This window comes from Pseudomonas sp. H11T01, from assembly GCF_048515765.1.
Taxonomy (GTDB): Bacteria; Pseudomonadota; Gammaproteobacteria; order Pseudomonadales; family Pseudomonadaceae; genus Aquipseudomonas.
Genome location: NZ_JBLYED010000012.1, coordinates 143,126 through 167,982, shown reverse-complemented (window position 1 = coordinate 167,982; position 24,857 = coordinate 143,126). Strand labels below are relative to the sequence as shown.

Below are 24,857 nucleotides of genomic sequence, written 5' to 3'. Positions count from 1 at the left end.
GGATAACTATGAAAATTCTGATCGTTGGGCCCAGCTGGGTCGGTGACATGGTGATGGCGCAGACACTGTTCCAGTGTCTGAAACAGCGCCATCCGCAGTGTGAGATCGACGTGCTGGCTCCCGAATGGAGTCGGCCGATCCTTGAGCGCATGCCCGAAGTGCGGCAGGCCTTGAGCTTTCCGCTCGGTCATGGCGTGCTCGAACTGGCAACCCGCCGGCGCATCGGAAAATCGTTGGCCGGTCAGTACGACCAGGCGATTTTGCTGCCCAACTCGCTGAAATCGGCGCTGGTGCCGTTTTTTGCCAGTATTCCTAAACGCACGGGTTGGCGTGGCGAGTTTCGCTATGGCCTGCTCAACGATGTGCGCACGCTTGATAAAGAACGTTACCCGCTGATGATCGAACGCTTCATGGCGCTGGCCTATGAGTCGGGTGCCGAGTTGCCCACGCCGTATCCGCGGCCGTCTCTGCAAATCGACCACGCCACTCGCGACGCTACCTTGGCCAAGTTCGGCCTGGAGTTGGACCGTCCGGTGCTGGCGCTGTGCCCGGGTGCCGAGTTCGGTGAGTCCAAGCGCTGGCCGTCCGAGCATTACGCCAAAGTCGCCGAGGCGAAAATTCGCGAGGGTTGGCAAGTCTGGCTGTTCGGTTCGAAAAACGATCATGCCGTCGGCGAAGACATTCGCGCGCGGCTGATTCCCGGTCTGCGTGAAGAATCGGTGAACCTCAGTGGAGGCACCTCGCTGGCCGAGGCCATCGACTTGCTGTCGTGCGCGGATGCGGTGGTGTCCAACGATTCAGGCCTGATGCACGTGGCGGCTGCGTTGAACCGGCCGCTGGTGGCGGTCTACGGTTCGACGTCGCCAGGTTTCACCCCGCCGTTGGCCGAGAAGGTCGAGATTGTCCGGTTGGGTATCGAGTGCAGCCCGTGTTTTGATCGCACCTGCCGTTTCGGCCATTACAACTGCTTGCGCCAGCTCCTGCCGCAATCGGTGGTCGATGCCTTGCAGCGGTTGCAGGGCTCTGTGGTCGAGGTTCAGTAAGTTGCGGGTATTGTTGATCAAGACGTCCTCCCTGGGTGATGTGATTCACGCGCTGCCGGCATTGACCGACGCGGCGCGGGCGATCCCCGGGATCAAATTTGACTGGGTGGTGGAAGAAGGCTTTGCCGAGATTCCAACCTGGCACCCGGCTGTTGGCAAAGTGATTCCGGTGGCGATCCGTCGCTGGCGCCAGAACATCTGGCATACCCTCAAAAGTGGCGAATGGCGGCGTTTCAAACAAAGCATTCGCGCGACTAAATATGACCTGGTGATCGATGCTCAAGGCTTGCTGAAAAGCGCCTGGCTGACCCGTTACGTCCAGGCACCGGTGGCCGGGCTGGATAAGCAGTCGGCCCGCGAACCCTTGGCTGCGCGTTTTTATTCGCGTCGTCTGGCGGTGGCCCGTGGGCAGCACGCTGTAGAACGCGTGCGTCAGTTGTTCGCGGTGGCGCTGGGCTATGACCTGCCCAAAGGCCTCGGCGACTACGGCCTTAGTGTCGAGAAACTGGTTGAGCTGCCGCGCAAAAATCCGTTTGTGCTGTTCCTGCACGGCACCACGTGGGACACCAAGCATTGGCCCGAAGCTTATTGGCGCGAGCTCACTGAGCGCATGAGCCAGTTGGGCGTCGAGGTGAAACTGCCGTGGGGCAATCCGGCCGAGAAGGCCCGGGCTGAACGTATTGCCAGTGGTCTGAGTAACGCTCAAGTGCTGCCCAAGCTGAATCTGGCCGGCGTGGCCAAGGTTCTGGCCGGCGCTCAGGCCTGTGTCGCGGTGGACACTGGCCTCGGGCACCTGGCGGCGGCGCTGGATGTGCCGACCCTGTCGCTGTTCGGTCCGACCAATCCGGGGCTGACCGGCGCTTACGGCAAGAGCCAGATCCATCTGGCGAGCGACTTCCCAAGCTGCGCGCCTTGCCTGCAAAAGAAATGCACCTATCAACCGACGGCTGAAGACCAGCGCCGGTTCGATCTGAAGCGCGAGTGGCCATTGTGCTTCACTCGCTTGAATCCCGAGCGTGTCGCAAGCCGATTAAGCACGTTGTTACTGGCTGAGGAGCTGCGCTGATGCAACTGGCTTTTGTCCTTTATAAATATTTCCCGTTTGGTGGTTTGCAGCGCGATTTCATGCGTATTGCCTTGGAATGCCAGCAACGCGGACATCAGATTCGCGTCTACACGCTGATCTGGGAAGGCGATATTCCGCCGGGTTTCGAAGTGCTGGTGGCGCCGGTCAAAGCGATTTTCAACCATCGGCGCAACGAGAAACTCAGCGCCTGGATGGAGGCCGATCTGGCGAAGCGTCCGGTTGACCGCTTGATCGGTTTCAACAAGATGCCGGGACTGGACGTGTACTACGCCGCCGACGGCTGTTTTGAGGATAAGGCTCAGAACCTGCGCAACTCGCTCTATCGCCGCTGGGGTCGCTACCGGCACTTCGCCGAGTACGAGCGCGCGGTGTTCGCCAGAGACGCCAAAACCGAAATCCTGATGATTTCCGAAGTCCAGCAGCCGCTGTTCATCAAGCACTACGACACCCCATTGCAGCGCTTCCACCTGCTGCCACCGGGCATCGCTCAGGACCGTCGCGCACCGGCCAATGCGGCTGAGATTCGGGCCCAATTCCGTCGGGAATTCAAACTGGCCGATGATGATCTGCTGCTGGTGCAGATCGGTTCCGGCTTCAAGACCAAAGGCGTCGATCGCAGCCTCAAGGCGCTGGCGGCACTGCCTGCTGAATTGAAGAAACGCACCCGGCTATTTGTAATCGGCCAGGACGACCCCAAAGTATTCCAATTGCAGAGCGCGACACTCGGGCTGGGTGATCAGGTGCAGTTCCTCAAGGGTCGCAGCGATATTCCGCGGTTCCTGCTGGGCGCCGATCTGTTGATCCACCCGGCTTACAACGAAAATACCGGTACGGTCTTGCTTGAAGCTCTGGTCGCCGGCTTGCCGGTGCTGGTCAGCGCGGTATGCGGCTACGCCCATTACATCGCCGAGTCCAATAGCGGTCTGGTGCTGGACGAGCCATTCGAACAGGCACAGCTCACTCAATACCTGAGCACCATGTTGGCCGATGATGCCGCACGCACGGCCTGGAGCCGTAATGGCCTGGCCTTCGCCGAGACGGCGGACCTCTATAGCATGCCGCAACACGCTGCGGATGTGATTCTGGCGGAGCAACACTGATGAAGTTGATTCTTGCCGAACCGTTCAAGACCCTGTGGGCCGGGCGCGATGCGTTCGCCGACGTCGAGGGGTTGAGCGGTCAGGTTTACCGTGAGCTGGAAGCGCGTCGTACTTTGCGTACGGAAGTCGCCGGCCGCGGCTATTTTGTGAAGATCCACCGTGGTATCGGTTGGGGCGAAATCTTCAAGAATTTGCTCACCGCCAAACTGCCGGTGCTCGGTGCCGGTCAGGAATGGCGGGCGCTGGAGCGTCTACACGAAGCCGGCGTGCCCACCATGACCGCCGTCGCCTATGGCGAACGCGGCAGTAACCCGGCGGATCAGCATTCGTTCATCGTCACCGAAGAGCTGGCGCCGACCATCAGCCTCGAAGACTTCAGCATCGATTGGGTCAAGCAGCCGCCAGAGCCCAGACTCAAACGCGCGCTGATCGCTGAAGTGGCACGCATGACCGGCATGATGCACCGCGCCGGGGTCAACCACCGCGACTGCTATATCTGCCATTTCCTGCTGCACACCGATAAGCCGGTGACTGCCGACGATTTGAAACTCTCGGTGATTGACCTGCACCGCGCCCAGACTCGCCCGGCGATCACCAGGCGCTGGCGCAACAAGGATTTGGCGGCCTTGTATTTCTCGGCACTGGACATCGGTCTTACCCATCGCGACAAGCTGCGCTTTCTCAAGGGCTACTTTCAGCAGCCGTTGCGGCAGATCCTGCAGGACGAAGCGCCATTGCTCGCGCGACTGGAAGGCAAGGCCGGCAAGCTTTACGAGCGTAAACAGCGGTACGGAGACGCGCTCTGATGGCGGGTTGGAAAATGGCGCTTGCTCGCCACTTATCTGGATCAGCCTTTGAGTAGTCCTATGGTTGATGCCTGGGTTCGGCGTCTGACCGCGCGTAGCAGTCACAAGGAGACCCACTGATGCGTTTGTCTGAGTTGAAGAATGCGGGCCGCACGCCAAACCTGCCGCTGAGCCTGGAGTTGGCGGATGCAGCGGGTCCGGCCCAATTGCAATTACTCAGTTTGCTGCGGGTGTTGCCGGGGCAGCGTTATGTCGGCGCAGGGGTTTGGCGCGGGCGCACGGTGTTGGCCAAGTTGTTGGTGGGCAGCAAAGCAGCACGGCATTTTCAGCGTGAGCTGGACGGCGTGCGTTTGCTCGCCGCCCAAGGCATGACCACGCCACTGCTATTGGCCGATGGCTTGAAGGAAGGCGAAGGCGGCTGGTTGCTGTTTGATTATCTCGAAGGCGCTGAAAGTCTGGGTGATGCCTGGAAACGCGTCGAAGCGCTCCCGGTGTTGGCTGACGAGCAACAAGCAGTTCTGGCTGAGGCATTGGCGGCTGTTGGTCAGCTGCACAGCAAAGGCCTATGGCAGGAAGACCTGCATCTGGACAACCTGCTGCGTCACCAAGGTCAGCTGCATTTGATCGATGGCGCTGGGATCTGCGTCGAACAAGCGGGTAAGCCGTTGTCTCGGCAAAAAGTCCTGGAAAACCTCGGCGTCTTCTTTGCGCAACTGCCAAAGGTTTTCGAGCCGTTTACCGAAGAATTGCTGGTGCATTACCTGTTGAGCAATGGCGAGCACGCCTTGCCACTCGAATCCCTGCAAAAGCAGGTGAACAAAGTGCGTAGCTGGCGTTTGAAAGACTTCCTCAACAAGGTTGGCCGTGATTGCACGCTGTTCAGCGTGCAGCGTGGTGCGTTCGCCTTGCGGGCGATTCGTCGCGAGGAAGAGCCGGCGATGCTGCCGATACTGGATCAGGCCGATGCCTTGCTCGACCAGGGCCACCTGTACAAAACCGGCGGCGCCGCGAGCGTCGGACGGGTTGAAGTGGCGGGTCGTTCGCTGGTGATCAAGCGCTACAACATCAAAGGCTTCGCCCATTGGTTCAAGCGCTTTTGGCGCCCAAGCCGGGCCTGGCATTCATGGCGCGAAGGAAATCGCCTGGCGTTCCTCGGGATTGCCACGCCCAAGCCGCTTGCGCTGCTGGAGCGGCGTTTTTTCTGGCTGCGCAGTCGTGCCTATCTGATCACCGAATACTTGCCCGGGCCGGACATTGTCGAGCGGTTTGCGCCGTTCGTTGAGAGCGGCGAAGCGCCGGAGCTGGAGTTGCAAGCTCTGGATTACTTGTTCGCCGAACTGATTGGCGAACGCATCAGTCATGGTGACTTCAAGGGGCATAACCTGTTCTGGCACCACGACCGTTGGGCGCTGATCGATCTGGATTCGATGTGTCAGCATCACTCAGCCAGCAGCTTCGCCCCGGCCTACGCTCGTGACCGTGCACGGTTCATGCGCAACTGGCCCGAGAACAGCGCGCTGTATCAAGTGATTGATCAGCGGTTACCCAAGACGGTTGATTGAAGGTTCTCACGCTCCCGCATGGGAGCGCCTCAATGGACACCTGAGTTCAGAAGCCCGCCTTGTGCGGGCTTTTGTATGTCATGGGCGACAAATTGTTGTGAAGTTTCCTACGTAATCTGGAGAGGTCGTGAACTGTAGCGTAAACAGCCGTGGTGCTAGCTTGCCTGATGTTCTCGGAGGGCAGGTTATTGACTAATAAAATGGCTGTTTTACTTGGCGTTTTCTCACTGGCTTTGACTGGCTGTGGGACCGTCAAAACGGTGTTGCAAGATGATGCGCAGGCGGCCCGGGATCTCAGGAAGCAAAAAACCTACTGTCAGTCCATTCCTCGTATCTACAGCGGTCTGGCTTATGATTTTTGTGTATTGAATGCGCCACCGGATCCCACAGGCATCCTTGCGCCGTTCATGTTGTTGGATTTGACCCTGTCGGGTGTCTTCGACACGGTTTTCTTGCCGTATACGATTTATCGGCAGAGTACAGAGGGCAATATCAGAATTTACTGGAGAACAGGTCGCGGATGAGCAAAGGCGAAACGCTGTCGCCCAAGGTCATCTTCAGGGGCCTGATAACCGCAGGGTCATTCCCGCCATCTTTACGCTATAATCCCGCCCTTTAGCTGTTTCTCGCCGCTTTGCGAGGACACATTTTTCTCAGGCGCCCGCCGCCTGTATGCAGACTAATAGAGGCTAGACCCCTGTGGCATTGACGATTCTTGGCCTGTCCGGCGCCCTTAGCCATGATCCTTCCGCAGCCCTGTACATCGACGGCAAGTTGGTTGCAGCGGCTGAAGAAGAGCGCTTCGTACGCGATAAACATGCAAAGAACCGCATGCCCTACGAATCGGCGAAGTTCTGCCTGGAGCAGGCCGGTATCAAACCTTCGGACGTTGATGTGGTGGCGATTCCATTCGCTCCGATCAGCCTGTTCGGCAAGGCCCGCTGGCACTACGCCAAGCGTTACTGGTACGCGCCGGACCGCGCCCTTGATGCGATTTTGATGGGCAACCGCCGTTACAAGCGCTATCGCAACAAGATCGTCTGGTGCCTCGAACAACTGGGCTTCGATCCGAAGAAAATCAAGATCGAGCCGGTCGAGCATCACCTGGCTCACGCCTCCAGCGCTTACCACTGCTCCGGCTTCAAAGAGAAAACCGCAATTCTCGGGATCGACGGCAAGGGTGAGTACGCCACGACCTTCTTCGGTTATGGCGAAAACGGCAAGATCCACAAGATCAAAGAATTTTTCGACCCGGATTCCCTTGGCGGCCTGTACGGCGCGATAACCGAGTTCCTCGGTTTCGAGATGCTCGACGGTGAATTCAAGGTCATGGGCATGGCGCCGTACGGCGACGCCAGCAAATACGATTTCTCGCGTCTGGCCAGTTTTGAGAATGGCGAACTGGTGATCAACACCGATTACGCCAACGTCATTGGCCTGCGCCGCTATAAAGAGAAGGGCAAAGGCTTTTACTTCTCGCCGAAGCTGATCGAGTGGCTGGGCCCGAAACGTGAAGGCGATATCGCCGACGAACCGTACATTCACTACGCTGCGAGCATGCAAGCGCTGTTCGAAAAACTGGCGTTGCAGATGATCGACCACTACCTGGGCGACGTCCTCAAGGAGACCGGCAAGCTGGCCTTCGCCGGCGGCTGTGCGCTGAACGTCAAACTGAACCAGAAGATCATCGCTCGCGACGACATCAAAGAGCTGTTCGTGCAGCCAGCGTCCGGCGATGCCGGTACTGCGGTTGGCGCGGCGGCCTACGTTTCCCACGCCCGTGGCGTACCGGTAGAGAAGATGGAACACGTCTATCTCGGCCCGTCCTACAGCAACGAAGACGTGATTGCCGCGTGTGCCCGTCACCCGAGCAAGCCGACCTGGCGTCAGATCGACAACACCCCGCAGCGCATCGCCAAAATCATGGTCGACGGCAACCCTGTGGCCTGGTTCCAGGGCCGTATGGAGTTCGGTCCGCGTGCGTTGGGCGGTCGTTCGATCATTGGTTGCCCGAGCGCCACTGGCGTGGCCGATCGCATCAACCATCAGATCAAGTTCCGCGAGCGCTGGAGGCCTTTCTGCCCGTCGATGCTCGACACCGTTGCACCGCAGATGATCAAGATCGATCACCCGGCGCCGTTCATGACCTTCACCTTTGAAGTGTCTGAAGAGTGGAAAACCCGTGTGCCGGAAGTTGTCCACGAAGACGGTACGTCCCGCGCCCAGGTGCTCAAGCGCGAATACAACCCGCGCTACTATGACATGATGAAAGAGCTGGAAGTGCTGACCGGTAACGGCGTGTCGCTGAACACCTCGCTGAACCGCCGTGGCGAGCCGATGATCTGCTCGCCGACCGACGCCCTGAACATGTTCTTCGGTTCCGACCTGCAGTACCTGATCATGGAAGACATCCTTGTGGTCAAGGATGGCGTGGACGCTTATGACACGCTCGGCTGAGCGCCATGTACTGCAGTTCTGTCACGGCTATGACGGGCCGTTCCTGGACTGCGCCCGGCAATACGCCAGCCTGTTCGCGGGGACCGGCTACCGGGTAACCACGGTGTTTTTGACCGGGGTTGCCGATGCCGACGTCGCCGCGGGTTGTGCCTCTGACGAAGTACTGTTTCTGGAGTACAGCTCAAAGGCCATTCGTGGCCTGAAGCTGGGCGCGATTGGCGACCTGCGCAAAATCGCTGCATCGCGCAACTTCAGTTTCTGTATCGCTCACCGTTTCAAACCGATCTATATCGCTTTGCTGGCCACCGGTTTGCCGGTAATCGGCGTGCATCACGCTTTTGGTGATTACCAGCGGCGCACGCGCAAACTGTTCGCGCATATTTTTCGCAAGCGCCTGAGCCTGCTCGGGGTCTCCGATGCCGTGCGCGACGATATGCGTCGTTGCCTGCCCAACTGGCCGGGCACGCGCATTCAGACACTTTACAACCGCATCAATGTCCAGACTTTGCAGGCCAGCCAGGTGTCGGCCGCCGAGGCTCGGGAAACCCTGGGCCTGTCGTCGAATGCCTGGATTGTCGGCAACGTCGGCCGCCTGCATCCGGACAAGGATCAGGCCACGCTGTTGCAGGGTTTTGCTGCGGCGTTACCTGGTTTGCCGGTGAACAGCCAACTGGCGATCCTGGGCACGGGACGTCTGGAGCAGGACCTCAAGGAGCAGGCCCGCGAACTCGGCGTCGCCGACCGTGTGCTGTTTCTCGGTCAGGTACCAGAAGCGCGACGCTTTTTCCGTGCCTTCGATGTGTTTGCCCTGAGCTCAGATAACGAACCGTTCGGCATGGTGCTGCTAGAGGCTATGGCCGCTGGCGTGCCGTTGCTGGCTACTGCTTGCGGTGGTGCAAAGGAAGTGGTCGAAGGCGTTGGCATTCTGTTCCCGCAAGGTGATGCCGAGCATATGGCTCAAGGGTTGCAGCATCTGGCCGCGATGGACGAGCAGCAACGTCATCAGTGTGCCGAGCTGATGCTCGACCGCTTGCGCGAGCGCTTCTCGGACCGCGCGGTGCGTGATGCGTTCTGGCACTTGCCACAAGTCATCAACCTGACCGCGAGGGTCTGATGCTCAACCGATTTCAAGGCTGGCGCGAGCGCGGCTGGACAGCTGTGGACGCATCGACGTATGCCGATGCCTGGCAGCGTTTTGGCGGTAGCGTCGCGACCCATCCGCTGGTCGTAGAGCGTCTGGCACATCTGGCACAGATCCCGGTGCGTTATCTGGCCTGGGAGCAAAACGGCGAACTCAAAGCCGCCATCCCAACCTGGGGGGGCGATCTGGCGCTGTCCAAGGACGTGCTCAAACGCCGCGGCAAGAAAGGCCTGTTCGACCTCGGCAATGCCGAACTGATTCTGCCAGCCGCCGCCGATGCGCAAGTTCCGTTGCGCCATCGCGGTCGCTATCTCTCGGCCTTGAACGAAGGACGTTTCAGCACCCTTAAGCTGCAAACCGAGCAGTTGGCCATGGCCCGCACGCCTGAAGAGTTGTCGAAGAAATTTCGCTACAACCAGCGCCGCGAATTGCGTTTGCTGGAAGAGGCGGGCGGTGTGGTGCGGCCGATCAGCGAGTTCACAAGCAGCGAGCTGGCGGCCATCTACTGCGATCTGTTTCAGCGCCGCTGGGGTTTCCCGGCAACGGGGGCTGAGCGTATGGCTGAGGTTGTCGAGTTGTTGCGCGAGTTGATGATCGGCTCGGTGATTTTTCTCAACGATGCGCCGATCGCGATTCAGTTGGTCTACCGCGTCGAGGCGCCGGACTGGATCAGCATTGAGTACATCAACGGCGGTGTCGATCCCGAGACGCGTGAGTTCAGCCCCGGTAGCGTGTTGAGCTTTCTTAACACTCAAAGTGCCTGGGAAGAGGCGCGAGCCATTGGCAAGCCGCTGCGTTTTTCGTTCGGCCGCGCAGACCGTGAATATAAGGATCGTTGGTGTAACCCTGTGCCGGTGTTCACGGTATGAGCCAGGTGGTGAACCGCAAACAACAATTGCTCAAGCGCCATCGGCGCAACAAGCGTATGGGGCTGTTAATCGGTTTGCTGCTGCTGATCGCCGTCGGCGTGCTGGTGGCCTGGTGGCTGCCGTTGCTGCTCGGCGTGCTGGGCTGGGTAGCCCACGAAGCGTGGTTCGCTGACCATTTCTTCTATTCGTCCCAAGACGACTATCACTACACATTTGCGCCAGAAGCCAAGCAGTCCGGGGTTCGTCTGGAAGGTGGTCGTTTGCTGTTGGATCGGGCAGTCAATCTGATTGGCGACGAAACCCTGATTCTGGCGTTGCAGGTAAAAAGCAATTGGCTGGGGCGCTTTTTTGATCCCTCGGTTGAATTGCAGGGTGGCGAAAACCCGGATCGTCAGACATTCGAGCGCGGCGTGAATGGTCTGCGTTACCTCAACCTCAGTGGCCTGGCTACTCCGTTGGCGAGCGGCGAGTTGCGCCTGCATGGACGCTTCTGCAGGCCGTTCGGTGAGCCGACGCTGTGGGCATTTCAGCAGCCCGATTATCGCCGTCAGCGGGTGATGGTCATCGCGCCGCACGCCGATGACGCCGAGTTGGCCGCCTTCGGTTTGTACAGCCAGGCCGATGAAGCCTGGATCGTCACGCTGACCGCCGGTGAAATCGAAGCCGAACACTATCAGCAGATGGGCATGAACCGGGCTGACGCTGCGCGGATCAAGGGACGTCTGCGCGCTTGGGACAGCATCGCCGTACCGCGCTGGGCTGGTGTGCCTGAGGCGCATTGCGTGCAGTTGGGGTATTTCTGTTTGCAGCTGCCAGCGATGCAGGCGGCGCCGGATCAGCCGGTTTCGTCTCGCGAAGCCGATCTATCGGATATTCGTCTGTTCCGCCAATTGAATCCGTTTCCCTTGCCAGCGGACAACGACGGCTTGCCGACCTGGAACAATCTGCTGGCGGACTTGCGTGCACTGTTGCTTAAGGCGCGCCCCGAAGTGATAGTGCTGCCGCATCCGTCGCTGGATCCGCATCCTGATCACCTCTGTGCGCAGCAAGCTGTGCTGCAAGCCTTGAAGGGGCTTGAGTGGCAGCCGACGACATTGCTCGGCTACGCCAATCACCTGCATGACAATGATCGTTGGCCAATGGGCGATTCAGGGGCGGGTATTGCATTGCCTCCGGTGTTCGACTCGATGCAGTTGCTGCAGCCGTACTGTCTGGAGCTTTCTCTGGACCAGCAACGCAACAAGGCCATGGCATTGGGGATGATGCATGACTTGCAGCCACGGGCGCCGTTCAAGCGTCGATTGCGTCGCGGGTTGCAGCGTCTGTTGGCGGGGCGCTCGGGTTCGCCCTACGGTGAAAACGAATTTTTCCGCAAAGCTGTGCGTCGGCACGAGCTGTTCTGGCGTTTGTAAATGGCTGTCGCATGAAGCCTTTCTGCTCGGGCAGAGAGGTAATTTCAGGTTTTTGTCGGGCTGCTCAGCGCTGCAAGGAAGAAGATGAAAGTTCTATTTCTGGTGCAGAAAGAACAGCGAGCCATTCTGGATCGCTTATACGAAGGAGTGGCCGCTCATTGCGAGTGCGACCTGCGCTGGCTGAGCAGTGATGAACAGCGCAATTTGCGCGGCTACTTCCGGCGTGAAGTGGATGTCTCGCATTACGACCGGATCGTATTCTTCCTACGTTTCAAACAGGAAGTTCGTCAGGCCGGGTTTATCCGCACGATCCCCAATCTGGTGATTCTCGAACACGATGCCTACCAGAACTACATCCCCTGCAAGTACACCGGCAAGTTCAGCGCGCATTACCGTCGCTTGCCGTGGGCACGGGTCATCAGTTCGGGTTTCATGGTCACCGAGCGTTTGCGCGAGGAGGGTTTCGACGCGGTGTTCGTACCCAAGGGTTACGACCAGACGCAGTTACAGGACCAGGGACGTGAACGCGATATCGAGCTGGCGTTTGTCGGCAGTATCAATAGCGTTGCCTACAGCGGTCGCAAAGCGTTGCTCGATGAGTTGGGGCGCGTCGAACCCTTGGTGGTGACCCGCACCCAGTCCGGTGAAGAGTACTGCGACACACTCAACCGTATCCGCTTCTTCGTCAGTGCGGATGTCGGTATGGGCGAATACATGATCAAGAACTTCGAAGCCATGGCCTGTGGCTGTGTGTTACTGGCTTTTGATCAGGGCGATGCCGAGAATCGCGCCTTGGGTTTGCAAGACATGCACAACGTGGTCTTCTATCAAACCATTGCGCAACTGCAAGAGAAGCTCGCCATCCTTCGCGCTGATCCTGAGCGGGCGACGTCTATTGCTCGAAACGGGCAAACACTGGCGATGTCCGAATATAGCTTCGCACGTATTGGTCAGCGCATCGTCGAGGAACTTCGGCCTGCATTGCGTCCCCGCGCGGCATTGAGCCTGGTCGAGCGTCTGCGTTTGAAGCTAGGTGTTTGACAGTGATTTTCTCACCCATGATAGTAGCGGCACTTTTGAACAAACGAGAATCAAGTGCAATTTTGTCAAGAGAGTGACATCACCCTGGTGGTGACCAGTTGTGGCCGTCTGGATCTGCTCAAGCACACCCTTGAGAGTTTCGATCGGTTTAACACAGCCCCTATTCGCGAGGTCTTCATCACTGAAGACTCGGGTGATGACGGCGTGCGCGCAGCGATTCCTGCCCATTGGAAGGATCACTGTACGTTCTTCGTCAATCGCCCGAAGCTGGGTCAGCTTGCGTCGATCGATCTCGCCTATGAGCAGGTCAAGACACCCTTTATCTTTCATTGTGAAGATGATTGGGAGTTCTATCGTCCCGGCTTTGTCGAGGACTCCAGAACCATTCTTGAATTGCGCCCCCAGATCCTTCAGGTCTGGCTACGCAACTACGTCTATGATTTACATGTTCACAGCCCTTACATCAGCTTGGGAGCGCGTGAGGTGGTCGGTGGCGTGCCGTGCTATCCGTTGCTCTCCGACAAACCGGAATGGCAGAGCTTTTCGCTCAACCCAGGATTGCGCCGCCTCAAAGAGTATCGGATCTGTGCCCCGTTTACCGGATACGGCGGGGAGAAGGCTCTGTCGCAGCGTTATGCAGAGCTGAATCTAACGGCTGTAACGCTTGAGGGGGATGCTGTTTTACATACCGGCTTTGGTCTTCACGTAGAAACGCCTGCTGAACGCCAGCGTAAGGCACGCCGCAGTCGTCGCGAACAAATAAAGCTCGCCTTGGTCCTCTTGCTTGGAGTCTGTATTGGCTGGTTCATCAATTAAGTGCGCCGCAGCTGACACTCTGAGATACGCAAGAGGGCTTCTTGCTCAATGAGTATCTTAAACGTCATGTGGGCGGGCGGCTCCCCGTTTGCCTCGGTTCACAAGGTCCATAAGCAAATACTTTCTCAAGTTGAACCTGGAACGCCGATCAAGACCTGGCTATTGCAGGGTAGTGCTGCCGGATGCGTGGTCGATGTTGGAGAGACTCGCGAGTGGAATCTGTCTTCCGCTCAATTGAAGGGCAGGCACTTATGGAGGTTGGTTAAACCCTGGATGCAGGCACGCTTCCAAAAGGCTCTTGAGGAAAGTCAGGCGCATGTGTTGCTGCTCGACGGATTGGGTGTGGCGCGTACGCTATTGCCGATTCTCAAAAAACTGCCCCAGATGCGCGCGGTAGTCATCGTTCATGGCGCTACACGACTTCACAAAACTGATCGGGAACTGTTTCAGCAGTCCCCTTCTTCGCAGCTGACGCTGGCTGCCGTTTCGCAAACGTTAGCCTCGTCACTCCAGGATGAGCTTCAGATTCCGGTGATCGCGTTGCGTAGCGCGTTTGATCCCGTCACCTTCCGGGCCGGCATTTTACCTCGTGAGCAGGCACGTAAACGATTGGGCCTGCCCACCAATACTTCGCCGGTACTCGGTGCGGTTGGACGCTTGGTGGATGATAAGGGCTTTGCCTGTTTGCTAGAGGCATTTGCTCAAGCGTTGTTGCGCCGGTCCGACTTGCGGTTGGTGATAATCGGTGAGGGGCACGCACGGGCAGCACTTGAGGCGCGGATTAATCATCTCGGGTTGACGGACAAGGTTTCATTGCCTGGGCACTTTCATGATGCTGCCAGGCTTTACAGCGCATTCGACTGGGTAGCGATTCCTTCACTGGACGAAGGTTTGGGGTTGATTCTGCAGGAAGCGGTGATGGCGGGTGTTCCGGTGCTGACCAGCGAACTGGCAGTGTTCCAGGAACAGTTGGCAGAGACCGGATGGTATGCCCCCGTAGACGACGTGAGCGCCTGGAGCGACGCCATCGTGCGGGCGTTCAGTACTTCCCCTGAGGCGATCGCGGCTGAGCAATATCAGGCGCTCGCACCTGACAAGGCCTGGCGGAGCTTTAGTGAAACAGCCCGGGAATTACTGTCATGCAGGTAGTAAGGCTCGCTCCAATGCTTGCATTGGAAAGCTCTCGTTCAGCTTCTCCCGAGCAATATAGTGGGCGAAGTGCTGCAGGTTGCGTCTGACCAGATGATTGGGCAGCGGCGCGCGCAAGAAACGCATATCAGCCACATCGATCAGGCCGAGCTGGTGGTCCGGTGTGACGACAATGTTGCCCAGATGTAATGAGCGAAAGTAGATCCCCGACGTGTGAAGGCTGTGAATCAGCTCCACCAGTGCCGGGAGGGTTTGCTGCCAGTTGAAGCCGTCTTTACTGGAAATCTGGCGCAGTGTCTCTCCTGGCAAAGGCTGGTAAAGCACTGCCGTCATGCCAGGAACTTGCAGCTGATAGCACTCCATGACCTGCAAGGTGGGCACGCCGAGTCTTTTCAATTCAACGGCATTGTCGATAAAGCGCTTCGAGTAAGGTCGAAACAGCGCTGATGAAAAAAGACGTTTGCGGCGAAACAGTTTGAGGATATTCCCATCCTGCAACAGATAGACTTTCGGACCGAAGCTGTCGGCCTCTAGTACTCTGGCGCCTTCAATCGTTTGATTTAAAGCGGCTTGGGGAAGCCGGGAGCATTGCATCGTAGGAAACCTTGTTGGAATAGCCGGTACAGTGGCGGGCAATGATGCCGAAAAGTTGTTGTTTTAACCATGCCGGGTTGGATGGGTGAATCATTAAGGAGCTAATTGATGCAATCAACTCGTTGGGCGCAAGTGTGGATGACGATTGGTTTACTGTGGTTTTTACTGGCTATTGCATTTGCGCCTACCAACAAACTCTATCAGCAAGGATTGGTCGCGTTTCTCTGGTTGCCAGCGATGGCCTTTGCCTGGTCGGCACGGGATCGGCTTGGTGAAGTCTGGCGCGCGCAACGTCTGATTTACCTGGCGTTGATAGGGTTGGTGGCCTGGGCGCTGATCAGCCTGTTATGGACCAACGTAGAGGACCCGTCTCGCGAAGAAAAGCGCTTGCTGTATATCGTTGTTTTTCTCTTGTTCTTTCCGGTCTTTGCCGATGCCCGACCTGAACGGATGATTCGTGTCATGCAATGGGGTGGCCTCGGTCTGGCGTTGAGTGCATTGGTGGCCATCGTCAAGTTCTATTGGATCGACGGGAACCTGTGGTGGGCGCGTCTTGAAGGGCTGGGAGAGTTGGCTCACCCGATTCTCGGTGGTTACGTCATTGGGCTGGCCGCCGTCTGGATGGTGCATTGGGTGCCGCGCGCGCGCGGGCTGCAAGTGGTCTGGGTGGTCGCACTGGCTTTGCTCGGAGTGTTTGTCGTGCTTTGCCAGAGTCGTGGCGCGGCGCTGGCCTTGTTGCTCAGTGTGCTCGCCATGCCGATCTGGTGCCGTGATCGACGCCGCCGCATCATCGCGGTTGCCGCGCTGGTTCTCGCGGTGTTGGCTTTCTGGGCGCTTCAGTCACTGGTCGTGGCTCGTGGGGTTTCTTTCCGTCCGCAAATTTTCGTGGCGAGTCTGCAAATGATCGCCGAACACCCGTGGCGTGGCCTTGGCCTGGGTGCCGACTATAAGGTGTTTGCCGAAGGCCAGTATTTTGATCATGCTCATAACTTGTTCTCTCACATTGCCATCGAGCTGGGGCTTCCCGGGCTGCTATTGTGGTGTGTGGTCTGGTTTGCGGTGCTGCGTGAGGCATGGCGAGCCCGTGAATCGTTGTACGGTCAAGGCCTCATCGGAATCTGGCTGTTCTCGTTCCTTGCCATGCAGTTCGATGCGGCCAGCCTGAACGGAACGCCACGAGCCGAATGGTTCATCAGCTGGCTACCGATCGGCCTGGCCAGTGTTTTGGCATGGACACGGGCCAAATCCAGTGCTTGTGATAAAATCCCGCGTTCTTCCTAATCAGTGAGCTCTACGATGAGTAAAGCACCGCCCAATGCGGAACAGGATTCCAGCCTGAAAATCTATTTTCGGCTGTTGGGGTATGTAAAACCCTACGCTGGCATTTTCCTGGTGAGTATCGTGGGCTTCGTAATATTTGCCTCCACCCAACCGATGTTGGCCGGGATACTCAAATATTTCGTCGATGGCTTGAGCAACCCTGAAGCGGTGCTCTTCCCCAATGTTCCTTATCTGCGCAATTTGCAGCTGCTGATGGCTGTGCCGTTGCTAATTGTTCTGATCGCCGCCTGGCAGGGCCTTGGTTCGTTCCTCGGCAACTACTACCTGGCAAAGGTTTCCCTTGGGCTGGTGCATGACCTGCGGGTGGAGTTGTTCAACAAGCTGCTGGTGCTGCCCAACCGCTATTTCGATACCCACAACTCCGGGCACCTGATTTCCCGTATCACCTTCAACGTGACGATGGTCACCGGTGCCGCCACCGATGCCATCAAGGTGGTTTTCCGTGAAGGTCTGACCGTGATCTTCCTGTTCGCCTACCTGTTGTGGATGAACTGGAAACTCACCCTGGTGATGCTGGCGATTCTGCCGATGATTTCGTTCATGGTCGGCAACACCAGCAAGAAGTTCCGCAAGCAGAGCAAGAAGATCCAGGTGGCAATGGGCGACGTGACTCACGTGGCGTCCGAGACCATTCAGGGCTATCGCGTCGTGCGCAGCTTCGGTGGCGAAAACTACGAACAGCAGCGCTTTGCCAAAGCCAGTCAAAGCAATACCGACAAGCAGCTGCGCATGACCAAGACCAGTGCGGTCTATACCCCGATGCTGCAGCTGGTGATCTACACCGCCATGGCGGCGCTCATGTTTTTGGTGCTGTTCCTGCGTGGTGATGCGACGGCCGGTGATCTGGTGGCCTATATCACCGCAGCCGGTTTGTTGCCGAAACCGATTCGACAGTTGTCGGAAGTCAGCTCGACCATTCAGAGAGGCGTGGCCGGCGCGGAAAGCATCTTCGAGCAGCTGGATGTCGAGTCGGAAGTCGATACCGGTACCGTCGAGAAAGAACGTGTCAGCGGTCGTCTGGACGTGCGCAATCTGAGCTTCACTTATCCGGGGACCGACCGCGAAGTGCTGAAGAACATCAGCTTCACGGCTGCGCCGGGGCAGATGATCGCGCTGGTTGGACGTTCAGGCAGCGGCAAGTCGACGCTGGCGAGCCTGATTCCGCGCTTCTACCATCACGAAACAGGGCAAATACTGCTCGATGACGTGGAGATCGAAGACTATCGTCTGCGCAATTTGCGTCGGCACGTCTCTCAGGTGACGCAACACGTCACCCTGTTCAACGACACTGTTGCCAACAACATCGCCTACGGTGATCTGGCCGGTGCTCCTCGTGCAGATATCGAGAAGGCCGCTGAAGACGCTTACGCAATGGACTTCATTGCGCAGTTGCCGCAAGGTCTGGACACCGACGTTGGTGAGAATGGCGTGTTGTTGTCCGGTGGTCAGCGTCAGCGTCTTGCAATCGCTCGGGCCTTGTTGAAAAACGCCCCGTTGCTGATTCTCGATGAGGCGACTTCGGCGCTGGACACCGAGTCCGAGCGGCACATTCAGGCGGCACTGGATAAAGTCATGAAAGGTCGCACCACGCTGGTGATCGCGCACCGCTTGTCGACCATCGAGAAGGCAGACCTGATCCTGGTAATGGATCACGGCGAAATTGTCGAACGTGGTTCCCACGCCGAGCTTCTGGCGCAGGGCGGTTACTACTCGCGCCTGCATGCCATGGGCCTGGACGAACCTGTCACGGCCGGCATCGTCTGATATCGACTTCAGGGTGAGAGTCACCCTGTCAGCTTCCCGGGCGTGCAATGCGCCCGAGGTGTTGTATCCAATACTTTACACACTTGACCAAGGCTAAATAATTCTCCGTCCCGCGCTTGCTACAGTTCCAGCCTCGATTTTGATTGAACACGAGGGGGTCAACCCTTTCGCGTGGGGACTGAAATGCTGCAGCGCTATCTCTGGAAACTACTACCCAAGACCCAGCGGACCTTTCTGTTGGGGCGTCTGTCGGTAGTCGACCGGCAGGTGGTGAACAAATCGTTGTCTGGCAACACCTCCTTTCCGGTCCCTTTTCAGCAGCGCTCCTGCCTGTTCATCCATGTTCCGAAATGTGCCGGGAGTAGTGTCTGTTCGGCGCTGTTCGACGGTTGGACCCCAGGGCATCTGCCACTGTATTGGTACGAACAACAGTTTCCCGAGCATTTTTCCCACAGTTTCAAATTCGCGTTTGTGCGTGACCCGCTGGAGCGGGCTTACTCGGCCTACGCTTTTTTACGGGGTAACACGCTGAGTCAGCGAGATCTGCCGGCTCAAGCACTGGTCAGCAGTTACCGGGATTTCGATGATTTCATTCGGCGTTGGCTGCACTCGGACACTGTCCACAGGCAACTTCATTTTGCTTTGCAGACGGACTTTCTGACTGACTCCATGGGGCGTATGGCGATGGATTTCATCGGCTATCAGGAGCATCTGGGGCGTGATTTTCAGCTGCTGTGCCAACAGCTTGGGGTGACTTCATTGTTGCCTCATCTGAACGGCTCGGAACAACGTCGTGCTGCACCCGCGCGCGATTTTTGTTCGGTGCGCACGCGACGGCTGGTGCGGCGTGTTTACCAGCGTGATTACGAGATGCTCGGTTATGAGTAAGCCGTCTTCAAGTGCTGCGCCCAGACCGCAGATTCGCCCTTACGCATTGTCGCTGTCGCCAACCGCCAGAGCTGCACTCAAGCATCAACAACCCTGCTGCCTCTGGCTGACGGGCCTGTCCGGCGCTGGCAAGTCGACCCTGGCCAATGCCCTTGAGATGCAGCTCAATGAGCAGGGGCGGCATACCTTTGTGCTCGACGGCGATAACCTGCGCAATGGTTTGTGCAATGACCTGGGCATGGACGCTATGGCGCGCCAGGAGAATGTCCGGCGTATTGCCGAAGTGGCACGGTTGATGGTCGACGCGGGGTTGATTGTGATTGTCTCGGCGATTTCGCCGTTTCGTGCTGATCGGGCCGCGGCCAGAGCGCTGTTCCGGTCAGACGAATTTCTTGAGGTGTATGTCAGCACGCCGTTCGATATTTGTGCCCGGCGCGATCCAAAGGGTTTGTATCAAGCGGCGTTGCAAGGGCGACTCAAAAATTTCACGGGTCTGGACAGTCCTTACGAAGCACCGCAGCAGGCCGACTGTGAGATCAACACTGACGAGGTCGATCTGGCGGAGGCTATACAGCGTGTCCTGGCTGTCTTGCTTGAAAAATGATCAATGTGAGGGCGTGTTACACGCCCGGTGAAGCTCTCGAACTAGGCAGCGTTCACCCTGTGCTAATATCGCGCCCCTGTTCATTTTGTATGTGGGTTGCTCCATGAAGTTGTCCATGCCGCGATTCGATCAAGCCCCTGTCTTGGTGGTCGGCGATGTCATGCTCGACCGTTACTGGCATGGTGGTACCTCACGGATCTCCCCTGAGGCGCCGGTACCGGTGGTCAAGGTTGAGCAAATAGAGGACCGCCCGGGCGGTGCGGCCAACGTTGCCTTGAACATTGCCGCTCTCGGTGCGCCCGCTTCACTGGTCGGCGTGACCGGTGATGACGAAGCCGCCGACAGCCTGGCCAACAGCTTGCATGGCGCAGGCGTGCGAGCACTGTTCCAGCGCATCGCTCACCAGCCGACCATCGTCAAGCTGCGGGTCATGAGTCGTCACCAGCAACTGCTGCGGATCGACTTCGAAGAACCCTTCGCCACCGATGCGCCGGCATTGGCTGCCGAGGTCGATGGCCTGCTTGAAGGCATCAAAGTGCTGGTGCTGTCTGACTACGGCAAAGGTGCGTTGAGGAATCATCAGGTGCTGATCCAGGCTGCGCGCGCGCGCGGCATTCCGGTATTGGCGGACCCGAAAGGCAAAGACTTTTCGATCTATCGCGGTGCGAGCCTGATCACACCTAACCTCAGTGAGTTCGAGACCATTGTCGGCGGTTGCGCCGATGAGCATGAGTTGGTGACCAAGGGTGCCAAACTGATGCACGACCTCGAGCTGGGCGCTTTGCTCGTCACTCGCGGCGAACACGGCATGACGCTGTTGCGTCCCGATCACCCGGCGTTGCATCTGCCGGCGCGGGCGCGTGAAGTGTTCGACGTGACCGGTGCCGGTGATACGGTGATTTCCACCTTGGCGGCGGCTATCGCTGCCGGTGAAGAGTTGCCCCATGCGGTGGCCCTGGCCAATCTGGCCGCGGGTATCGTGGTCGGCAAATTGGGTACAGCGGCGATCAGCGCGCCGGAACTGCGTCGCGCCATCCAGCGCGAGGAAGGTTCCGAGCGCGGTGTGCTGAGTCTCGATCAACTGCTGTTGGCGATCGACGATGCTCGTGCGCATAAAGAGAAAATCGTCTTCACAAACGGTTGCTTCGATATCCTGCATGCCGGGCACGTGACCTATCTTGAGCAAGCGCGGGCACAAGGCGATCGCTTGATCGTTGCGGTCAATGACGATGCATCGGTCAGCCGCCTGAAAGGGCCAGGTCGCCCCATCAACAGTGTCGACCGTCGCATGGCGGTACTGGCCGGTCTGGGGGCGGTGGATTGGGTGATCAGCTTCCCCGAAGGCACGCCTGAAAACCTGTTGGCTCAGGTCAAGCCGGATGTACTGGTCAAGGGTGGCGACTACGGCATCGACCAGGTTGTCGGTGCCGATATCGTCAGTGCCTATGGCGGCACGGTCAAGGTGCTGGGGCTGGTTGAGAACAGCTCGACCACCGCGATTGTCGAGAAGATCCGCAACCACTGATTGCGTGGTCATTGTGGTGAGGGAGCAAGCTCCCTCACCACAGGTTCGTATCAATCCCGCGTTTAGCGCGCAGCGCTCCTTGGCACCATTTTCTTCAACAACTGCCGCGCCTTGCCCGTCAGGCGCTTGAAACCCGAGTCCTTGCCCGGTTGGCTTAAGCCTTGCTGCCTGAGCCAGTCCTTCCAGCGAATCCGCTCATCGCGCACCAGCCAGCCTTCCTGTCGGGCAAAGCTTTCTGCCAGATACAGTCCGCGGGTACTGGCCGGGTGTAGCTGATCCTTTTTCAAGATATAGAGCTCGGCCAGAGGTTGACCATCCTCAAGCGGCATCAGGTACAGGTCCGGCCGTTTGCGGTCCAGACGAGCGACCAGTTGATCGCCCTCCAGACGCTCATCGACGTGGAACAGGCTCAGTGACTTGGCCTCTTTCGGCACATCCAGTCGCAAATCGTAAATCAATTGCAGCGAAGCCGTGGGCAGGTGAACGTAGGCTCTTGGTCGTTCGATCAGTTGCATGCTGGCGCAACGCACCGGACGCGCAGAACCGGACAGTGGCGTCAGGCGAAAGGGCAGGGCTTCGCGGTAATGCAGCGCAGTCGAATAGGGTGCCGGCAGCCAAGTGTCGTTGAAGCGCCCGTTGAGCCAGCCTTCCGGGGTTTCCAGCAAGCACTCTTCAGCAATCTCCTGAATCGCGGTGTGCAGCGGCAGGTTCAATTCGTGGGCCGGCACATAACCAGAGATCAGCTTTAGTACTACATCGCCACGGTCCTGGCGCCGTTGACGAACCAGGACCCAGTAATCACGATTCTGCCAATGCAGGGTCAGGCGAACTGAAACCCCGAGGTTGGCCAGTTCGAGAGAAAAACGCTCGGCGTCAGCGACCGTCACTGGACGACGACGCTGCAAGGTCTGCGAAAAATTGAGCGGCATTCCGACGCTGTGATAGCTCAGGCCTTCGGGAGTCGCTTGGACGATCAACGGCAGGGTTTTGAAGTTGCTGGGGTTCTTTCTAATGAGCGTGCGCGACATCTCAGCTCCTTCTTGCGTCGGGGGCGGCCGCGTCGGCGGCGTCAGTTTCTGCGCAAAACCTGCGCGACAGTCGCCACATTGTGGGCGAGGTGCAGCGGATTAATGGTCCCGACAATAGCACTGACGACACCGGGATGTTCAAACAGCAACTCAAAACTGGCGCGGACCGGGTCGACACCCGGGCTCAAGCAGACATGACCGCTGGCCAATGCTTTTTTCACCAGAATGCCTTTGCCGTGTGCGGCAGCATAGTCGATGACTGGCCGCTCAGCCTGCTCGTTGAGATTGTAGGTGACCATGGCGCAATCGCCTTGTTCCAGAGCCTTCAATCCGCCGTCGACGGTTTTGCCGGAGAAGCCAAAGCCGCGAATTTTTCCTTCACGTTTCAGCTCGGCAAGCGTCTGGTAGACCTCACTGTTGTTGAGGATTGCGAGGTCGTTCCCGTCCGAGTGCACCAGCACCAGATCGATAAAATCGGTTTCCAGGCGTTGCAGGCTGCGTTCGACGGAGAAGCGTGTGTGTTGGGCGCTGAAGTCGTGGTGTGACAGGCCATCGACGAACTCTTCGCCGACCTTGCTGACGATCACCCAGTCCTGGCGCTGACCTCGCAACAGCGGGCCGAGGCGTTCTTCGCTGCGGCCATAAGCGGGGGCAGTGTCGATCAGGTTGATGCCCAGGTCACGAGTCAACTTGAGCAGCATGCGCGCTTCGTCATCGTCGGGAATCCGGAAGCCATTGGGGTACTTCACGCCTTGGTCGCGACCGAGTTTGACGGTGCCCAGGCCCAACGGCGAGACCAACAGGCCAGTGCTGCCGAGGGGGCGATGCAAATCGTGCAAGGTCGGTTGGCTCATGGCAACAATTGCTCCCAGGCGGGTTGTGCCATCGGCGGTTTCGGCAGTTCGGGCAAAGACGCCGGGTGACTTGGCTGGATGCCGTCACGGTCCAGCGCGGCCAGCACGCGATCAGCGAAGTCCGGCGCCAGGGCCAACTTGGTCGGCCAGCCCACCAACAGGCGATCCTGTTCGGCGAGGAAGGCGTTGTCTGGACGGGTCAGGCCCGATTGCGCCGGTTCTGCCCGATCAACCCGCAAGGTCGCCCATTGCGCTTGGCTCAGGTCGACCCACGGCAGCAGGCTGCCGAGTTCTTTCTGCGCGGCGGCGATTTGCGCGGCCGGTTCACGGGCGACGCCTTCGGCTTCGGCAATATCACCGCCCAGATACCAGACCCACTGACCATCGGCCGCCGGGTGCGTGGTGACCGTGATCCGCGGCTTTGGCCCGCCGCCCAGGCAGTGGGCGTACAGCGGTTTCAGGGTCGGACCTTTGACGATGATCATGTGCAATGGCCGACGTTGCATCGCTGGTTGGCTCAAGCCTAACGCCTTGAGCAAATCGGCATTGCCGGCACCCGCGCTGAGAACGATGCGTTGTGCGCGGATTTCCCGCCCATCGACCCGCAGGCCGACCAGTTCGCCATTTTCCTGCAAGGGTTCGATGGTCTGACCTGCCAGCAGGCCATCACCCGCCAGTTCGGCGAGGCGCTGGATCAGACTCGGCACGTCGACCACCAGCTCGGCCAGACGATAGACCTTGCCCTTGAAGCGGCGGTCTTGCAGGGCCGGTGGCAACTGATCACCTTTGACCTGATCGACTCGCCCGCGCACTGCTTTACTGGCGAAGAAGCTGGTGAGGTTGCCGGCAATCGTGCCGGGGGACCAGAGATAGTGGGCTTCAGAGAGCAGGCGTACGCCGGTGAGGTCCAGTTCGCCGTTTCCGGCCAGGGCTTCGCGCCAGCGGCGTGGCATGTCGGCGATGGCTTCCGAGGCGCCGGTCAGCGCACCGTGCAACGCGTATTTGGCGCCGCCGTGGATGATCCCCTGGGACTTCACGCTTTGCCCGCCGCCGAGGCTGGCGCTTTCCACCAGCACAGTCGAAAAGCCCTGGCGCCGCAGGCGTGCATTCAGCCAGAGGCCAGCAACCCCGGCGCCGACAATCAGAACGTCGGTGGAAATAACGGATGGCATGCAGCGACCTCAGTGTTCAAGACTAGGGGCGCAGTATACAGACTCGAAGATCGCAGGCTTTGCCGGTAATCAATGATGGAGGCTGCTGAATTGAGGGGGGTAGGTAGATTGCCAAGATCGCAGCCTATTGGCAGCTCCTACAAAAGCGCGTCTTGCGCAAATCCCGTAGGAGCTGGCGAAGCCTGCGATTTTTAGTGCCCCGCAGTTTTCGAAAACAGCTGAATCACCACTACACCCAGAACAATCATCCCCATGCCAACGATGGCCGGGATGTCGAGTTTCTGCCCGTAGATAAACAGCGCGGCGACACTGACCATTACGATACCCATGCCGGCCCACACAGCGTAAGCCACGCCCACCGGAACGCTGCGCACCACCAGTGTCAGCATCCAGAACGCGATGCCGTAACCGACGATGACCAACAGCAGGGGCAGAGGTGTGCTGATGCCCTTGACCGCTTTCATCGAAACAGTGGCGATCACTTCGGCGCAGATGGCGATGGCCAGATAGTAGTAAGCGTTCATGGGCGAATCCTCATATTTAGTGCTGCTTTCTTAGGTCGGCATTCTAGAGGTTGCACAGATGGGGTAAAGTCATTACCTAT

General features: G+C 58.5%; 23 protein-coding genes. 18 read left to right on the top strand and 5 right to left on the bottom strand.

Annotated features, from left to right (window positions below):
• Window positions 1-8: 8 nt before the first annotated feature.
• The 13 genes from waaF to ACN1C3_RS17805 all read left to right on the top strand — a co-directional run bounded on the left by waaF (window position 9) and on the right by ACN1C3_RS17805 (window position 14,483).
• Window positions 9-1,043 carry a lipopolysaccharide heptosyltransferase II gene (gene waaF, locus ACN1C3_RS17865; RefSeq protein WP_419117095.1) on the top strand — a complete coding sequence of 345 codons (1,035 nt, stop codon included), beginning with the start codon at window positions 9-11 and terminating at the stop codon, window positions 1,041-1,043.
• A 1-nt stretch (window position 1,044) separates the two neighbouring features.
• Window positions 1,045-2,109 (top strand): lipopolysaccharide heptosyltransferase I, encoded by a 1,065-nt coding sequence (waaC, locus tag ACN1C3_RS17860; RefSeq protein ID WP_419117094.1) that lies wholly within the window; start codon window positions 1,045-1,047, stop codon window positions 2,107-2,109.
• On the top strand, window positions 2,109-3,230 hold the full coding sequence (locus ACN1C3_RS17855; protein WP_419117093.1) for a glycosyltransferase family 4 protein: 1,122 nt from the start codon (window positions 2,109-2,111) through the stop codon (window positions 3,228-3,230). Before waaC ends, ACN1C3_RS17855 begins: the two co-directional genes overlap by 1 nt.
• Window positions 3,230-4,036: a lipopolysaccharide core heptose(I) kinase RfaP gene (gene rfaP / locus ACN1C3_RS17850; RefSeq protein WP_419117092.1), complete on the top strand. Its 807-nt coding sequence runs from the start codon at window positions 3,230-3,232 to the stop codon at window positions 4,034-4,036. Before ACN1C3_RS17855 ends, rfaP begins: the two co-directional genes overlap by 1 nt.
• A gap of 119 nt (window positions 4,037-4,155) precedes the next feature.
• Window positions 4,156-5,598 (top strand): lipopolysaccharide kinase InaA family protein, encoded by a 1,443-nt coding sequence (locus tag ACN1C3_RS17845; RefSeq protein WP_419117091.1) that lies wholly within the window; start codon window positions 4,156-4,158, stop codon window positions 5,596-5,598.
• Between the two features lie 188 nt (window positions 5,599-5,786).
• Window positions 5,787-6,122, top strand: a complete 336-nt coding sequence (locus ACN1C3_RS17840; RefSeq protein ID WP_419117090.1) for a YceK/YidQ family lipoprotein — start codon at window positions 5,787-5,789, stop codon at window positions 6,120-6,122.
• A gap of 175 nt (window positions 6,123-6,297) precedes the next feature.
• A complete protein-coding gene (locus ACN1C3_RS17835) occupies window positions 6,298-8,055 on the top strand; it encodes a carbamoyltransferase (protein WP_419117089.1) in 1,758 nt (585 codons plus the stop codon).
• Window positions 8,039-9,169 carry a glycosyltransferase gene (locus ACN1C3_RS17830; RefSeq protein ID WP_419117088.1) on the top strand — a complete coding sequence of 377 codons (1,131 nt, stop codon included), beginning with the start codon at window positions 8,039-8,041 and terminating at the stop codon, window positions 9,167-9,169. Before ACN1C3_RS17835 ends, ACN1C3_RS17830 begins: the two co-directional genes overlap by 17 nt.
• The gene (locus ACN1C3_RS17825; protein ID WP_419117086.1) at window positions 9,169-10,065 is read left to right on the top strand and encodes an antimicrobial resistance protein Mig-14; all 897 of its coding nucleotides are present in this window, start codon (window positions 9,169-9,171) and stop codon (window positions 10,063-10,065) included. Before ACN1C3_RS17830 ends, ACN1C3_RS17825 begins: the two co-directional genes overlap by 1 nt.
• A gap of 8 nt (window positions 10,066-10,073) precedes the next feature.
• Complete coding sequence (locus tag ACN1C3_RS17820; protein ID WP_419117150.1) at window positions 10,074-11,477, top strand: PIG-L deacetylase family protein; 1,404 nt, start codon at window positions 10,074-10,076, stop codon at window positions 11,475-11,477.
• An 84-nt stretch (window positions 11,478-11,561) separates the two neighbouring features.
• Window positions 11,562-12,518, top strand: a complete 957-nt coding sequence (locus ACN1C3_RS17815; protein ID WP_419117085.1) for a glycosyltransferase family protein — start codon at window positions 11,562-11,564, stop codon at window positions 12,516-12,518.
• A gap of 54 nt (window positions 12,519-12,572) precedes the next feature.
• Window positions 12,573-13,334, top strand: a complete 762-nt coding sequence (locus tag ACN1C3_RS17810) for a glycosyltransferase family 2 protein (RefSeq protein WP_419117084.1) — start codon at window positions 12,573-12,575, stop codon at window positions 13,332-13,334.
• A 48-nt stretch (window positions 13,335-13,382) separates the two neighbouring features.
• Window positions 13,383-14,483: a glycosyltransferase gene (locus ACN1C3_RS17805; protein WP_419117083.1), complete on the top strand. Its 1,101-nt coding sequence runs from the start codon at window positions 13,383-13,385 to the stop codon at window positions 14,481-14,483.
• On the opposite strand, the gene ACN1C3_RS17800 is transcribed toward ACN1C3_RS17805, so the two are convergent.
• Window positions 14,472-15,077, bottom strand: a complete 606-nt coding sequence (locus ACN1C3_RS17800) for a toluene tolerance protein (RefSeq protein ID WP_419117082.1) — start codon at window positions 15,075-15,077, stop codon at window positions 14,472-14,474. The two genes, ACN1C3_RS17805 and ACN1C3_RS17800, sit on opposite strands and share 12 nt — an antisense overlap.
• Window positions 15,078-15,185: 108 nt before the next feature.
• Here ACN1C3_RS17800 and ACN1C3_RS17795 point away from each other — a divergent pair, with 108 nt between their 5' ends.
• From ACN1C3_RS17795 to hldE, 5 genes are all read left to right on the top strand, one after another.
• Window positions 15,186-16,358, top strand: coding sequence for an O-antigen ligase family protein (locus ACN1C3_RS17795; RefSeq protein ID WP_419117081.1), 1,173 nt, complete (start codon window positions 15,186-15,188; stop codon window positions 16,356-16,358).
• Window positions 16,359-16,373: 15 nt separating this feature from the next.
• The gene (gene msbA, locus ACN1C3_RS17790; RefSeq protein ID WP_419117080.1) at window positions 16,374-18,182 is read left to right on the top strand and encodes a lipid A export permease/ATP-binding protein MsbA; all 1,809 of its coding nucleotides are present in this window, start codon (window positions 16,374-16,376) and stop codon (window positions 18,180-18,182) included.
• A gap of 183 nt (window positions 18,183-18,365) precedes the next feature.
• Window positions 18,366-19,070 carry a sulfotransferase family 2 domain-containing protein gene (locus ACN1C3_RS17785; protein WP_419117079.1) on the top strand — a complete coding sequence of 235 codons (705 nt, stop codon included), beginning with the start codon at window positions 18,366-18,368 and terminating at the stop codon, window positions 19,068-19,070.
• The gene (gene cysC, locus ACN1C3_RS17780) at window positions 19,063-19,674 is read left to right on the top strand and encodes an adenylyl-sulfate kinase (protein ID WP_419117078.1); all 612 of its coding nucleotides are present in this window, start codon (window positions 19,063-19,065) and stop codon (window positions 19,672-19,674) included. Before ACN1C3_RS17785 ends, cysC begins: the two co-directional genes overlap by 8 nt.
• A gap of 103 nt (window positions 19,675-19,777) precedes the next feature.
• Window positions 19,778-21,199 carry a bifunctional D-glycero-beta-D-manno-heptose-7-phosphate kinase/D-glycero-beta-D-manno-heptose 1-phosphate adenylyltransferase HldE gene (hldE, locus tag ACN1C3_RS17775; RefSeq protein ID WP_419117076.1) on the top strand — a complete coding sequence of 474 codons (1,422 nt, stop codon included), beginning with the start codon at window positions 19,778-19,780 and terminating at the stop codon, window positions 21,197-21,199.
• A gap of 62 nt (window positions 21,200-21,261) precedes the next feature.
• Here hldE and ACN1C3_RS17770 read toward each other — a convergent pair whose 3' ends face one another.
• The 4 genes from ACN1C3_RS17770 to ACN1C3_RS17755 all read right to left on the bottom strand — a co-directional run bounded on the left by ACN1C3_RS17770 (window position 21,262) and on the right by ACN1C3_RS17755 (window position 24,777).
• Window positions 21,262-22,227 carry a metal ABC transporter ATPase gene (locus ACN1C3_RS17770; RefSeq protein WP_419117075.1) on the bottom strand — a complete coding sequence of 322 codons (966 nt, stop codon included), beginning with the start codon at window positions 22,225-22,227 and terminating at the stop codon, window positions 21,262-21,264.
• Between the two features lie 41 nt (window positions 22,228-22,268).
• The gene (locus tag ACN1C3_RS17765; protein WP_419117074.1) at window positions 22,269-23,081 is read right to left on the bottom strand and encodes an aldo/keto reductase; all 813 of its coding nucleotides are present in this window, start codon (window positions 23,079-23,081) and stop codon (window positions 22,269-22,271) included.
• The gene (locus ACN1C3_RS17760; RefSeq protein ID WP_419117073.1) at window positions 23,078-24,253 is read right to left on the bottom strand and encodes an NAD(P)/FAD-dependent oxidoreductase; all 1,176 of its coding nucleotides are present in this window, start codon (window positions 24,251-24,253) and stop codon (window positions 23,078-23,080) included. The genes ACN1C3_RS17765 and ACN1C3_RS17760 overlap by 4 nt, the downstream gene beginning before the upstream one ends.
• 191 nt (window positions 24,254-24,444) lie before the next feature.
• On the bottom strand, window positions 24,445-24,777 hold the full coding sequence (locus ACN1C3_RS17755; protein ID WP_419117072.1) for a DMT family transporter: 333 nt from the start codon (window positions 24,775-24,777) through the stop codon (window positions 24,445-24,447).
• Between the last annotated feature and the right edge of the window lie 80 nt (window positions 24,778-24,857).

Bases quoted from the DNA above. Each gene is read 5' to 3' on its own strand.
- ACN1C3_RS17800 (WP_419117082.1), bottom strand. From the start codon at position 15,077: ATGCAATGCTCCCGGCTTCCCCAAGCCGCTTTAAATCAAACGATTGAA.
- ACN1C3_RS17805 (WP_419117083.1), top strand. From the start codon at position 13,383: ATGAGTATCTTAAACGTCATGTGGGCGGGCGGCTCCCCGTTTGCCTCG.
- rfaP (WP_419117092.1), top strand. From the start codon at position 3,230: ATGAAGTTGATTCTTGCCGAACCGTTCAAGACCCTGTGGGCCGGGCGC.
- ACN1C3_RS17825 (WP_419117086.1), top strand. From the start codon at position 9,169: ATGCTCAACCGATTTCAAGGCTGGCGCGAGCGCGGCTGGACAGCTGTG.
- ACN1C3_RS17760 (WP_419117073.1), bottom strand. From the start codon at position 24,253: ATGCCATCCGTTATTTCCACCGACGTTCTGATTGTCGGCGCCGGGGTT.
- ACN1C3_RS17770 (WP_419117075.1), bottom strand. From the start codon at position 22,227: ATGTCGCGCACGCTCATTAGAAAGAACCCCAGCAACTTCAAAACCCTG.
- ACN1C3_RS17845 (WP_419117091.1), top strand. From the start codon at position 4,156: ATGCGTTTGTCTGAGTTGAAGAATGCGGGCCGCACGCCAAACCTGCCG.
- ACN1C3_RS17855 (WP_419117093.1), top strand. From the start codon at position 2,109: ATGCAACTGGCTTTTGTCCTTTATAAATATTTCCCGTTTGGTGGTTTG.
- cysC (WP_419117078.1), top strand. From the start codon at position 19,063: ATGAGTAAGCCGTCTTCAAGTGCTGCGCCCAGACCGCAGATTCGCCCT.
- ACN1C3_RS17785 (WP_419117079.1), top strand. From the start codon at position 18,366: ATGCTGCAGCGCTATCTCTGGAAACTACTACCCAAGACCCAGCGGACC.
- ACN1C3_RS17815 (WP_419117085.1), top strand. From the start codon at position 11,562: ATGAAAGTTCTATTTCTGGTGCAGAAAGAACAGCGAGCCATTCTGGAT.
- ACN1C3_RS17830 (WP_419117088.1), top strand. From the start codon at position 8,039: ATGACACGCTCGGCTGAGCGCCATGTACTGCAGTTCTGTCACGGCTAT.
- msbA (WP_419117080.1), top strand. From the start codon at position 16,374: ATGAGTAAAGCACCGCCCAATGCGGAACAGGATTCCAGCCTGAAAATC.
- ACN1C3_RS17765 (WP_419117074.1), bottom strand. From the start codon at position 23,081: ATGAGCCAACCGACCTTGCACGATTTGCATCGCCCCCTCGGCAGCACT.
- hldE (WP_419117076.1), top strand. From the start codon at position 19,778: ATGAAGTTGTCCATGCCGCGATTCGATCAAGCCCCTGTCTTGGTGGTC.
- ACN1C3_RS17795 (WP_419117081.1), top strand. From the start codon at position 15,186: ATGCAATCAACTCGTTGGGCGCAAGTGTGGATGACGATTGGTTTACTG.
- waaF (WP_419117095.1), top strand. From the start codon at position 9: ATGAAAATTCTGATCGTTGGGCCCAGCTGGGTCGGTGACATGGTGATG.
- ACN1C3_RS17755 (WP_419117072.1), bottom strand. From the start codon at position 24,777: ATGAACGCTTACTACTATCTGGCCATCGCCATCTGCGCCGAAGTGATC.